9 protein-coding genes are annotated in these 13,052 nt (G+C 61.3%); 3 read left to right on the top strand and 6 right to left on the bottom strand.

Translation table 11 applies throughout. The annotated features are described in order from the left end of the window. The first annotated feature begins 38 nt into the window (after nt 1-38). Complete coding sequence (locus C7H84_RS00785) at nt 39-446, top strand: DUF2000 domain-containing protein (protein ID WP_121856952.1); 408 nt, start codon at nt 39-41, stop codon at nt 444-446. Between the two features lie 189 nt (nt 447-635). On the opposite strand, the gene C7H84_RS00780 is transcribed toward C7H84_RS00785, so the two are convergent. The 5 genes from C7H84_RS00780 to C7H84_RS00760 all read right to left on the bottom strand — a co-directional run bounded on the left by C7H84_RS00780 (nt 636) and on the right by C7H84_RS00760 (nt 5,620). Next, on the bottom strand, nt 636-1,337 hold the full coding sequence (locus C7H84_RS00780) for an ABC transporter ATP-binding protein (protein WP_006484776.1): 702 nt from the start codon (nt 1,335-1,337) through the stop codon (nt 636-638). Next, on the bottom strand, nt 1,337-2,110 hold the full coding sequence (gene livG / locus C7H84_RS00775; RefSeq protein ID WP_121856951.1) for a high-affinity branched-chain amino acid ABC transporter ATP-binding protein LivG: 774 nt from the start codon (nt 2,108-2,110) through the stop codon (nt 1,337-1,339). The genes C7H84_RS00780 and livG overlap by 1 nt, the downstream gene beginning before the upstream one ends. Beyond that, complete coding sequence (locus tag C7H84_RS00770) at nt 2,107-3,378, bottom strand: high-affinity branched-chain amino acid ABC transporter permease LivM (protein ID WP_121856950.1); 1,272 nt, start codon at nt 3,376-3,378, stop codon at nt 2,107-2,109. The genes livG and C7H84_RS00770 overlap by 4 nt, the downstream gene beginning before the upstream one ends. A gap of 11 nt (nt 3,379-3,389) precedes the next feature. After that, nucleotides 3,390-4,316 (bottom strand): high-affinity branched-chain amino acid ABC transporter permease LivH, encoded by a 927-nt coding sequence (gene livH / locus C7H84_RS00765; protein WP_006749488.1) that lies wholly within the window; start codon nt 4,314-4,316, stop codon nt 3,390-3,392. A 185-nt stretch (nt 4,317-4,501) separates the two neighbouring features. Further along, on the bottom strand, nt 4,502-5,620 hold the full coding sequence (locus C7H84_RS00760; RefSeq protein WP_121856949.1) for a branched-chain amino acid ABC transporter substrate-binding protein: 1,119 nt from the start codon (nt 5,618-5,620) through the stop codon (nt 4,502-4,504). Between the two features lie 811 nt (nt 5,621-6,431). Between C7H84_RS00760 and C7H84_RS37030 the strand changes: the two genes are divergently transcribed. After that, the gene (locus C7H84_RS37030) at nt 6,432-7,055 is read left to right on the top strand and encodes a hypothetical protein (RefSeq protein WP_121856948.1); all 624 of its coding nucleotides are present in this window, start codon (nt 6,432-6,434) and stop codon (nt 7,053-7,055) included. A gap of 356 nt (nt 7,056-7,411) precedes the next feature. Here the strand turns inward: C7H84_RS37030 and C7H84_RS00750 are convergent, their stop codons facing one another. Beyond that, on the bottom strand, nt 7,412-9,292 hold the full coding sequence (locus C7H84_RS00750; protein ID WP_121856947.1) for an ATP-dependent endonuclease: 1,881 nt from the start codon (nt 9,290-9,292) through the stop codon (nt 7,412-7,414). A 1,080-nt stretch (nt 9,293-10,372) separates the two neighbouring features. Here C7H84_RS00750 and C7H84_RS00740 point away from each other — a divergent pair. Further along, entirely contained in the window at nt 10,373-13,045 is a 2,673-nt protein-coding gene (locus tag C7H84_RS00740) for a type VI secretion system Vgr family protein (RefSeq protein WP_121856945.1), read from the top strand. Nucleotides 13,046-13,052: the final 7 nt, after the last annotated feature.

The raw sequence follows: 13,052 nt of genomic DNA, 5'->3' as shown, positions 1-13,052 counted from the left end.
GCACCAGCCGATCATGAGTGCTTCAACGAGGAGCACTCATGTTCGATACGAAGGTGGCATTGATCGTGCGCGACGATCTCGCGGCGTGGCAGAAACTCAACGTGGTCGCGTTTCTCGCGACGGGCGTCGCGGCCGGCGCGCCCGAAGCGCTCGGCGAGCCTTACGAAGATGCCGCGGGGAATCGCTACGGCCGCATGTTCGGCCAGCCGATGCTGGTGTTCGCGGCCGATTTGAACGGTTTGCAGGCCGCGCATCGGCATGCGTTGGCGCGCGACGTCAGGATCGTGCCGTACGTGCGCGCGATGTTTTCGACCGGGCACGACGCGGCCAACCGCGACGTGTTTCGCGCAGAGGATGCAGCGAATCTGGATTTGGTCGGCCTTGCGTTGCACGGGCCGAAGAAGGCCGTGGACAAGGCCGTGAAGGGGTTGGCGCTGCACGCGTGAACAGCGACGTGCAATGCCGCTGCTGAAGGTCCACCATCAGCGATGGTTGCGCTGACAAAGCACTCGTTCACCGCAGAGGCATGAACCACATCCCCCGCCGAATGTAGCCGAATTTGCTACGATCGAAGCCAAATCGGCTACAAGACCACAGTCGGCCGCCGGCCTATTGCAGGCCGGCGGCTTCCTTCGTCAACCGCCGAGGTACGCCTGCTTGATCCGATCGTTCGCGAGCAGGTTCGCCCCCGTGTCGGCCAGCACCACGCGCCCCGTTTCGAGCACATAACCGCGATCGGCCACGCCGAGCGCCTTGTTCGCGTTCTGCTCGACCAGGAACACCGTGACGCCTTCGTCGCGGATCGTGCGGATGATGTCGAAGATCTGCGCGATCACGAGCGGCGCGAGGCCGAGCGTCGGCTCGTCGAGCAGCAGCAAACGCGGCTTGCTCATCAGCGCACGGCCGATCGCCAGCATCTGCTGCTCGCCGCCCGACATCGTGCCGGCCCGCTGCGCCGCGCGTTCCTTCAAACGCGGAAACAGCTTGAACACGTGCTCGATGCCGTCGTCGATCTCGTGACGGCTCGCGAAGAAGCCGCCCATCTTCAGGTTCTCGAGCACGGTCAAACTCGGGAACACGCGCCGCCCTTCCGGCGAGATCGCCATCCCCTGCCGCATGATCTGGTGCGTCGACATCGCGGTGATGTCGTTGCCCTCGAACAGCACGCGGCCCGACGATGCGCGCGGCGTGCCGCATACGGTCATCATCAGCGTCGTCTTGCCGGCGCCGTTGCTGCCGATCAGCGTGACGATCTCGCCCTTGTTCACCTCGATCGACACGCCCGCGAGCGCCTCGACCGCGCCGTAGTGCGTATGGACCTGTTCCAGCTTCAACATCACTCTTCCCCCAGATACGCCTTGATCACGCGCGGGTCGTTGCGGACCGCTTCCGGCGTGCCGATCACGATCGGCCGGCCGTGCTCCATCACGAGGATGCGGTCCGACACGCCCATCACGAGGCTCATGTCGTGTTCGATCAGCAGTACCGACACGCCGAACTCGTGGCGCAGCTTGTCGATCAGGTGCTGCAGCTCGATCTTTTCCTGCGGGTTGAGGCCGGCCGCCGGCTCGTCGAGCATCAACAACCGCGGCTCGGTGATCATGCAGCGCGCGATCTCCAGACGCCGCTGGTGCCCGTACGACAGCGTGCCGGCCTGCCGGTTGGCGACCGACCTCAGCCCCATCCGGTCGAGCCACACGGCCGCGCGTTCGAGCGCTTCCTTCTCGGCGCGACGATACGCGGGCGTCGAGAACAGGCCCGGCAGCAGCCCGGCCTTCACCTTGCGATGCTGCGCGACGAGCAGGTTCTCAACGACCGTCAGCGACTTGAACAGCCGGATGTTCTGGAACGTGCGCACCAGGCCCTTCAACGCGATCTGGTGGCTCGGCAGCCCGGCGATCGCGTGGCCGTCGAGCACGACGTCGCCGCCGGTCGGCTTGTAGAAGCCGCCGACGCAGTTGAACACCGTGGTCTTGCCCGCGCCGTTCGGCCCGATGATCGCGAACACCTCGTTGCGACGCACGTCGAAATCGATGCCGTCCACCGCGAGCAACCCGCCGAAGCGCATCTGCAGCCCGGCGACCTTCAACAATTCTGCATTCGCGCTCATTGCGGCAGCTCCACGTGGGGACGGCTCGCGGGCAGCAGGCCCTGCGGACGCCACATCATCATCAACACCATCACCAGACCGAAGATCAGCATCCGGTACTCGGCAAAGCCGCGTGCGACTTCCGGCAGCACGGTCAGCAGGATCGCCGCGAGAATCACGCCGAGCTGCGAACCCATCCCGCCGAGCACGACGATCGCGAGGATCAGCGCCGATTCGATGAAGGTGAACGATTCAGGATTCACGAGGCCCTGACGCGCCGCGAAGAACGCGCCACCGATGCCCGCGAACGCCGCGCCGAGCGTGAACGCCGACAGCTTGATCCGCGTCGGGTTCAGGCCGAGCGAACGGCACGCGATCTCGTCGTCGCGCAGCGCTTCCCATGCGCGGCCCATCGGCATGCGGATCAGGCGGCTCGTCACGAACAGCGTGAAGCCGACCAGCACCAGCGCGATCAGGTACAGGAAGATCACCATGTGCTCGCCGCTGTATTCCAGCCCGATCAGCTCATGGAAGGTCTTCGCGCCTTCGACGCTCGCCGAGCGCGCCATCTCGAAGCCGAACACCGTCGGCTTCGGAATGCTCGAGATGCCGTCCGGGCCGCCGGTGAAGCTCGTCAGGTTGTTCGCGAGCAGGCGGATGATTTCGCCGAAGCCGAGCGTGACGATCGCCAGATAGTCGCCGCGCAGGCGCAGCACCGGGAAACCGAGCAGGAAGCCGAAGGTCGCCGCGGCGATCGCGGCGATCGGCAGACACTCCCAGAACGACAGCCCGAAATACTGGTTCAGCATCGCGTACGTATAGCCGCCGACCGCGTAGAACCCGACATAGCCGAGATCCAGCAGCCCCGCGAAACCCACCACGATGTTCAGCCCGAGGCCGAGGATCACGTAGATCAGCGCGAGCGTCGCGACGTCCACGGCGCCGCGCGAACCGAAGAACGGCCACACGAACCCGACCGCGAGCATCACCCAGATGATCACGCGCTGCTGCTGCGCGCCCATCGCGGGCATCGCCGGCAACTTCACCGCCGTTTTCGCACGCACGAGCCACGGCTTGAACAGCTGGAACAGGAACACCGCCGCGACCGCGATCCACACCGGACGCCAGTGCGGCGTCAGCACCACCTGATACCCGTCGAGCTTCAGCTGCAGGCCGAGCACCGGAATCGTGAGGATCGCCGTCAGCAACGCGGCGGCCACGGCATTCTTCAGCGCCTGACCGACCGAAGCGTCGGCGGCCGGGCGGCGAATGGAAATGACTTGACTCATCTGCGTCTCCCTCAGACCTTTTCGATGTCCGACTTGCCGAGCAGGCCGGTCGGGCGGAAGAGCAGGATCAGCACGAGCAGGCCGAACGCGACCACGTCCTTGTACTCGGCCGGCATGTAACCTGCGGCGAAGGTTTCAGCGAGGCCCAGCAGCACGCCGCCGAGCATCGCGCCCGGGATGCTGCCGATCCCGCCGAGCACCGCGGCGGTGAACGCCTTGATGCCCGCGACGAAGCCGATATACGGATTCAGCTTGCCGATCGTCAGCCCGATCAGCACGCCGCCGACGGCCGCCAGCATCGCGCCGAGCACGAACGTGAACGAGATCACGCGGTTCGTGTCGATGCCGAGCAGGTTCGCCATCTTCATGTCTTCGGCGCACGCGCGGCACGCGCGGCCCATCCGCGAATGCGAGATGAACAGCGTGAGCGCGATCATCAGCACGAGCGTCACGCATACGATCAGCAGACGCGCATACGGAATCGTCACGTCGAAGTCGCCGCCGAGATGGATCTCGAATGCGCCGGAGATCAGCACCGGCACCGATACGTCGCGCGCGCCCTGGCCGATCTGCACGTAGTTCTGCAGGAAGATCGACATGCCGATCGCGGATATCAGCGGCACGAGGCGCGGGCCGCCGCGCAGCGGCCGATACGCGACGCGCTCGACCGCGAAGCCGTACAGGCCCGTGACGATCACCGACACGATCAGTGCGGCGCCGAGCACGAGCGGCAGCGGATAGCCGGCGGAGATGCCGATGGCCGTGAGGGTAACGAGACCCACGTACGCGCCGATCATGTAGATCTCGCCGTGGGCGAAGTTGATCATGCCGATGATGCCGTAGACCATCGAATAGCCGATGGCGATCAACGCATAGATCGCACCCAGCGTCAGGCCGTTGACCAGCTGCTGGGCGAATTGAGGAAAGAAGTCAGTCATGTGCGGGAAGCTCCCGTTGGCGCTGTGTCGCAGGCCGTCGCCGGATCACGGCGTTCGCCCGCGCGCAACGCACGGTGTCGTCTCGGGCCGCCTGCTTTGGCCGCACACGGGGAATGCGCGGTCAAATGCGCACGCGCCCCGTCCGGGTCGCGGACAGGGCGGGTGCGCGGGCGGGTACTTCGTTATTACCGGGCGGCGGTCTTCGTCGCGTCCTTGTGCCACGTGTAGACGACGAACTTGAACGCCTTCAGGTCGCCCTGGGCGTCATACGCGACCTTGCCGATCGGCGTGTCGAACGTCGTCTTGTGCATGTACGCGGCGACCTTCGTCGGGTCCGTCGTCTTCGCGCCGGCGATCGCGTCGGCGATGATCTTCACCGCTGCGTACGACGGCATCTGGAACGGGCCGTTCGCGTCGCGCTTCTTGTCCGCGAACGCCTTCACGAGCGCTGCGTTGGCCGGGTCGGCCGAGAAGTCGGCCGGCAGCGTGACCAGCATGCCTTCCGAAGCCGGGCCGGCGATCGCCGTCACGTCCTTGTTGCCCACGCCTTCAGGGCCCATGAACGTCGCCTTCACGCCCTGCTCGCGCGCCTGGCGCATCAGCAGGCCCATTTCCGGGTGGTAGCCGCCGAAGTAGACGAAGTCGACGCCTTGCGACTTCAGCTTCGTGATGATCGCCGAGTAGTCCGAATCGCCGGCGTTGACGCCTTCGAACAGCACGACCGGGATCTTCGCGGCTTCGAGGTCCTTCTTCACCGACGATGCGATGCCCTGGCCGTACGACTGCTTGTCGTGCAGGACCGCGACCTTCTTCGGCTTCACGCTGTTGATGATGTAGTGCGCGGCGGCCGGGCCTTGCTGGTCGTCACGGCCGATCGTGCGGAACACGAAGTGGCGCTTCTTGCCTTCCGTCAGCTGCGGCGCGGTGGCCGACGGCGTGACCATCACGATGCCTTCGTTTTCGTAGATGTCGGATGCGGGGATCGTCGAACCCGAGCACACATGGCCGATCACGTACTTGATCTTCTGGCTGACGATCTTGTTGGCGACGGCAACGGCCTGCTTCGGTTCGCATGCGTCGTCCATCATCACGACTTCAAACTTGTTGCCGCCCGCACCGCCGGCTGCGTTGATCTGTTCGATCGCGGTCAGTGCGCCGGCCTTCACCATGTCGCCGTATTGGGCGACCGAGCCGCTCATCGGACCAGCGATGGCGATCTTCACGGTGTCCGCTTGCGCGGCGGCGGCGCCGGCGGCGAACAGCACGGCGGCGACGGAAATGGACGTAAGACGGGACAGCGTCATCAGGAGCTCCTCGATGTTGTTAGTCATACGGGCAAAGGCGGCATGACTTGCGCAATCGAACAGCACCCGGGGCGAGGACATGGGACACGCCCGAGACACATGAAGACGGACCTGCGGATGGATGATGCGTAGCGGGGCCCGGCTCTTGCAGTCCCCCAAAGGGGACGTCTGGTTCGGAAAGACATCGTGATGCGTCTTGCATTGCGCAAGCGTTTCGCCTGCCCCGCTTGCCAAATCGCTCGTTCGGAGGGATGGTCCGACAGCTGTTGGCAAGGCAGCCGAAATTATATGGGGGTTTTTAAATCGTCTGTCAAAAATGCCGCTTCTATGAGGGAAAACACGGAGAAACTGGGTGGTGGAGTGGGTGGCGATTGGGGAGCAACCTATCCGGGCGGGAACGTTTGCGGCGGGTGCAATTGGGTTGCGATTTTTGCCGCGGTTGTGGATTGACTCCTTTCTGCGTATGGCTTTTGGAGATTTGTGGTCATGTGGTGTACGGGTTTTTGTTTTAAAGGGCCGGATCTATTTAAATCAGTTGGCTGAGGGTTGTGTGGGCGTGCACCGATGCGGGGCACCGGGGTGGAGCCGGGAATCCTTCTGTATGCCAACGTTTACGGAGATGACGAAAGCTCATTGTTATGTTTGTGAAATAATGCGAACTCGCCTCTGCAATCCAGCCAGCCTCCCTGCGAGTCGCGTCCACCGCACTTCGTAGTCGCTTCAGGGCCGCTTCGACGCCCATCCGTCGCCCAGCCGCCAGCCAGTGATCTGCCGTTTTTTCCCATCGCTTATCACCTGGTTCGGATCGCCGATGAATCATCCTTTTCGCATTTCTTCTGCCGCCGCGCTTGCTTGTGCGCTTGCTGTTTCCACTGCCAACGCTTCGAGCCACGATTCGCTGGTCGATCGTGCGGGCGGCGCCAACGTGTTTCGTTCGGAACGCCGAGCTGTGGCTCGGGATGATGGGCGAGCGGTTCCTAGAACGACGCGGCGTGTGAAGTACGCGGCGCCGGTCGAACGTAGTCCGTTCGATACGCCGGACACGCGGCCGTTGCGGGTTTCGGGCGACACGCTCGAGCCGCTACCGTCGGCGGAACATCAATCTCGAGATTCTGTATGGCCTTCGAATCGTGTCGAACTCGGCGCGGGCGGGAGCGATGGCTTCGGTCGCATGTTGCCGAGGCACGAACAGCGTGAGTTGAACTGGAATGAATATCTGCGGGCCAATGGGTCGCATGCGCCTGGCGGGTGGAATTCGTATGCGCCGACGCGGCCTTTCGATGCCGCGCGTGGGCCACACGGTGCGCCGAATCCGTACGATCCGTCAGTGCCGCAGCCCGAAGCGCGAACGTTCTATGACGACGGCGCGGGGTCGCATTGCACGGCTACTGGCGGTGCGGGGACGGCGCGGTCGTCTTGCAATATCGCTTGGTGATGTTTAGTGGTGGCCGGTGGCGGCTGCCCTACCCGGCTTGATGTGCGGCTTTGCGCGGCACGGACGCACGCAGATTTGGGACTCGTATTTGAGCGTGTCGAAATTCGACTAGGCCGAGCGGTGCTTTCTGCGCGGCCTTTTCTATCGCCGGCTCAACGACGATCATGGCCGGGATGTAGTTGTTCCGCCACACTAGCCGATCGGCCGATTCGCCTCCAGACGAATCGCACCGATATGCAGCGCGGCGGCCGCATCTCACATCGTCGTAATGACCAGCCTCCCCGGCTCGACCGCTAACGAGCTTCATCAAGCTTGAATGCTTTCCCGCAGTGTGCGGCAGATGATTTCATTCATGCCTACGCGCCTCTCGCCTTTGTGAGAATTTGTTTGAGCATCTCCGGAACAGCTCCGCTCGCCTCAAGCGTCGCAGTCCGGTAAGCATATTGACTTTTTGCGAGTTGGATTCCGGCAGCGGCCTCAATCGCCGCACACGACGTGACCCACTCGGCCCAGTTGGACTCCAGATAGGTCTCAAGGTGGTCGCTTAGCGTCGCCACGCGATCCCCGACCTGTTCCGATGGGAAATCAACCTCTGTTTCACCGAGGTATTTCAGTAGTCGACGGTTCTCCGTCGAAAACTTCTTGCGATCACCATCTATAGCGGTCTGATTTTTGCCCGCAGCTTTCGCCCGCGCTTCGAAGCCGCTGTCTCCGTCGAAGAGTACGTAGGTCGGAATCCCAAGACAGGTAAGAATGGCATGAGCAAGCGGGATTCCACCTTTGCCTCCGGCCGAGATAATCGACAGTCCCTGGGATTCGAGGCGCCCCACGGCGTCCCGATCGCCGATTCCGTAGAACACGGCCCCCTCTGTATCCCCCTCGACTAGCAGAACTCGTGCTGCGAACAACGCGACAGAGAGGCGATTCGTGACGATGCCATCGAGTTGACGACCAACCTGATCGGCATCTACCGTTCCATCGAGTTTCGTCTTCACCTCGTCGATCGTGGCGAAATGGACAGTGACCACCGGCGTCGCCTCGGACGACCTCGTCAATCGCCTGATCTGGTTGAAATATCGAGCCTCGAGGAAGTACGGGCTATGAGTTGCATAGGTTACTTGGATACGCTTGCTGGCATTCTCGGCGAGCGACCTCAGTACCTTCGCAAAGGTTTGGGCTTGTATCGGGTGCTGATAAAGTTCCGGCTCCTCGATCGCTAGGCAGATCACACCCTCTGCCGACGCTGCACCTGACTGCGCCAAGAGTTGGAGCGCGGAGATCAAAAGCGTGCGCTGAAAGCCATGCCCCTGTCGCTCCACAGCTGTCTCGGTTTCACCATCGAGCACGGCCACTTCGAACGTGGTCCGTGGGGCCTTGAGTTCGACTTCGGCAGGAGAAACCGTGACAGCCCGACCTGGCGTGTAAGAAGTGAGTACCCCGTTGAGCTGCGTCGTCATGACTTCCAGCTGTGCCTTAAACTTTTCCTCGTAGACTTTCTGCTGCTTCGCGCGCGACTCTTCGACGATCGTTGCGATCTCATCGTCAGCAGCAGCACGATCAACTGAACGCTCAAGGATTCGACCAATGATGCTTGCTTTGCCGTCGGTAGATTCCTCACTTGCGCGAAGATCGGCAGTGACTAGGACGAAGTCAAAGAGGCCGCTCATCTTGCCCCCGCTGTTGAAGCCGAAGAAATTGGTTTGCAGCGCCTCGGGGGCGTCGACAAGCTGACCCGTATGGGAGGACTCCCAGGCCGTCATCGCCTGATCGACGGCTGTACCTGTATTGGCTGGGGGGAGGTTCAGATCCGAACGGCTACTGCGGAGATCTGCATACAGTTCCTTTTTTGCTGCCGCACCACCTGCTGCTTTGATTGCGTTGAATTCTGGAAAGCCCTTCGCATTCGCCGAAAGCACCTCTGAGCCGTCAGGTGATCGGCGCTTCCATGCCGTGAATGTGGCAACACCCTCCGGCGCGTACTTGCCAAGTGCTTCGTGGTCCTTCGCGGTTAGATCGGTGAACGTGACTTGAACCTCGATGTTCTCAGTAGTGACCCCGAAGGAACAGTCCTTGTCCGTCAGTGAGACAGGCTTACCGTTAAAGTACCAGTCGAGCGCGCGAAGCACAGTTGACTTCCCGGTACCGTTCGGTCCGATGAATGTCGTGACGGAATCGAAGGGGATCGTCACGTCCTTCAAGGTGCGGAAGTTTCTTATGCGAACGGATTGGATCTTCATTGCTGATTCCGGCTCCTTGTATCTTTTCCGAAGACTACAGAGACAGTCGTTATTGGAACTCAGGCGAATGACGACGCCGTCGCACTTCCTCGTGCATGTTGACCGGCGCGGCGAAGGACATGCTTTACCATCGTGGCAAAAAACCGACCGGGTGCGAGTTTCTGCGGGGCCTTCCCTTCGACGATCCGCACGTTTGGAAGCTGCGCAGTGCCGCGGTCAACTTCCGATTAGGCTCGGGTGTTGGCGCCTCTCCGCCTTATCAAGGCTGCGGCCGTGTTCAGCAAACGCAACGAACTGCGCGCCGGTCGTTCCCGGCGCGTTTTCCCCTAGGCCCTGGACGCGTAACCGTGTTTCACCGCAGGATTGCTGTTGATGTATGCGTTAAGCCCATAGCCTTGAATTGCTAGTCTCTTCATTGCCTCGACGTGTGTGGCACCAGGCCTAGCATGGGTGTACGAGTAGGTTCGGAATATTCCCTCCGCAAATGTCACATTGATAAAGTCGGGCCCCGTTTCATACGACGAAATCCCCGAGCCGCCGTTTAGATTCAGATAAACAGGCATTTTTTACCTCCATCTCCGCCAGCATGGCGTAATTGCCGATAGAAGGATAGGACATTTAGGGAAGGTTCACGGGGAAGTTCATATGAAGTCGCGGTCGATCGCTCCACAGCGACCAGCGAGCCCCTGTCGGGCCACATCGAAGGACCGAAGTACTGTCGGCGCATCGTCTAGCCAAGACGCCAATAACTATGTCATGTACCCGGTTTTCGACTATCGCCGCGGGAACAGCGAAGCAAAATTCTGTGAACCAGGAGGGATGCTGAGCTCAGTTGCATCGTCCGGTTAAACTCGCAACCGATTGCCGACGTATCCTCGTGATAGATGCCGACAAACCCGCGCCGCTACCTTCCCTGGGATCAGTTCCGGCCAGTTCTCAAAGTTCGGTATCCGTTCAGCGCCATGGGCTGGAGAGTCTCCTCCCCGAGCTAATCCCTACTCATTCCCCTGTAGAATCGCAGCTGAGAGAGCCTGCGCCGTCTCGGCAACAGGCACACAAAAGCAATAAAGAGGGATTGGGATGAGTGTGCAAGATATCGTGAGGGCGATTCAAGGCGGGCTGATCCAGCAGGACCGCCTACTGAAACTCGACACCCCGCTGGGGGACAACGAATTGCTGCCGCAGCGCGCTGTGGGCCGTTCACGGCTTGGTCGGCATTTCGATTTCACGGTTGATGTCGTATCAACGCGCAGCGACCTCAAGCTGAAAGAGCTGATCGGCAAACCCGTTACCCTCTGGATCCAGCAAACCAACCGCTCCTACCTTCCCCGGCACGGCTACGCCTACGCGGTGCGACGGCTGGGATCGGAAGGCGGCCTGACCAGCTACCAGATCAGCTTCGCCTCATGGATGCATTTCCTGAAATTTCGTCGCGATCAGCGTATCTGGCAGGACAAGCCTGTCGATGAAATTCTCAGGGATGTATTCAACGCCCATGCGCAAGCCAAAGGCCGGTTCGACTTTGCGCTGTCGAAACAGCTGCCGCCCAGGTCGTATTGCACTCAGTACGAGAACGACTGGAACTTCGCCCATCGCTTGATGGAGGAGGAAGGCCTGTTCACGATCTGGAAGCAGGCCGAGGACGGGAAATCCCATACGCTGACTATCACTGACCGGCTCGATACGTGCGAGCCGCTCGCGGCACAATCGGTGCATTTCTCCCGCGACGGAACGAACAGTGAGGTCGACGCGCTGGTTCACTGGTCCAGCGAGCGAACCCTCCATAGTGCAGCGCTGGCCACGCGCACGTACGACTACAAGAATCCATCGCCGCTTGCCAATCCAAAAGGCACTCACATCCCGACGGTATCGCACGAGTTGCCGGCGCAGTTGGAGATGTATGAGTACACCGGCTCGTACACGTATCTGGAGCAGGAGCGCGGCGATCACTTGTCCAAAGTGCATATGGAAGAGTGGGAGTCCCGCGCGAAGCGATTCCATGGCAAAGGAGGCCTCCGCGAAGCCGATGCAGGACGATCGTTTTCGCTCGTCGGACATCCGGAGCACGATCGCGACGCCACCGACCGCAACGTGTTCGCCATTGTCGAAGTGGTTTGGCTGATCGAGAACAATCTCCCGGCATCAGACCATCACGCAAACCTTCCGGGAAGTTTGCAAGACCAGTTGGCTCAAGCGTCGGCGACTCGGGACGGAGGACGCCCATCGCGGATATTGCATCACGATGGCTCAGAAGGCTTCTTTCTGATTGAGCTAGAGGCGCAACGCAAATCCGTGCCCTACCGCAGTCCGTTCGAGCACCACAAGCCAGTCATGCAAATGCAAACGGCCACGGTGGTCGGCCCGAAAGAGCAAAGCGTTTATACGGACGAGTTGGGTCGGATCAAGGTTCAATTCCACTGGGATCGTATCGGCCAACGCGACACGCGCAGCTCGTGCTGGGTACGCGTGAGTCAGCCGTGGGCGAGTCATGGGTTCGGCATGATTCACCTCCCGCGCATCGGCGACGAGGTCGTTGTGTCGTTCCTGGACGGATGTCCGGATCGCCCTCTCGTCACTGGCCGGGTGCCGAACGGCATCAACGTTGTGCAATGGAAGCTACCGGATAACCATGCTCTTTCGGGGCTGCGCTCACGCGATCTGGCCAGCACGATGGCGAACCAGATCGTAGCCGACGACACGCCGGGCAAGCTTCAGGTACAGGTCGCGAGCGACCATCAACAATCCCGGCTGGTCGTCGGCTACAACACCCGAATTGATGGCCATGCCGGACGTGCGGAAGCGCGCGGCATCGGCTGGGAGCTCGCAACCGATTCGTGGGGCGTGCTGCGGGCGAACCAGGGAATGTTAGTCACGACCGAGACACGCTCGGGCGCGACAGCCGCCGTCAAAGATATGGGCGAGACCGTGCAGCGTCTGGTACAGGCACGGGATCTACATGACACGCTTGCCAACGCCGCGATTCAGGCACAGGCGCAAGACGGACAGGACCAGCCCGAGGTCGCCAAGGCGCTTCAGAAGCAGAGTGACGAAATCAGGGGCTCAGGCGGGACGCAAGGAGCAGAGGCGTTTCCCGAACTATCGAAGCCCCATCTGGTTTTCGCCTCTCCCGTCGGGATTGAAGCGACAACGGCAGGCACTACCCATCTCGCGAGCGGAGAACATACGGCGCTCACGAGTGGCGCACATCTCAGCATGAGTAGCGGCAGCAGCCTGTTGGCTACTGCGCGAAATGCAATCCGCCTGTTTGCATACAAGCTCGGCATCCGGATGGTGTCCTATGCCGGAGACATTGACATCAAGGCTCTGCAGAAAAACCTCAATCTGCTAGCAAAACTTGAGATCACCCAGACGGCAAACCGAATTACGATCAAGGCAACTGAGGAAGTGATGCTGCATGGCGGCGACAGCTATATCAGCCTCAAGACCGGCAAGATTACGGTGGGCGGCGGAATGTACGAGGTCAACGCGCAGGTAAGCAACATGCCACCCAAGCCGATGGGAGTAGCGCCGAACGGTACACCTGCCGTCGAGGCAAACGACCAGACGTTCAGGATGCTGACGCCGTCAGGGCGATCGTTGCCAGGCGTCGCCTACCGAATGACGAGCGACTCCGGGGAACATGTGTTCCAAACCAATCATCTGGGCCGTTCGGCGACCCTGAATACCAAACAGGAAGAGAACGTAAAGTTCGGCATCCACTGGGACGAACTCTTCACGGACGCAGAAAAATAAAGGCTCG

The sequence above is a fragment of the Burkholderia sp. Nafp2/4-1b genome (genome assembly GCF_003635165.1).
Lineage (GTDB): Bacteria > Pseudomonadota > Gammaproteobacteria > Burkholderiales > Burkholderiaceae > Burkholderia.
The sequence above is the reverse complement of the archived record's forward strand: the minus strand, read 5'-3'. Positions and strand labels throughout refer to the sequence as shown.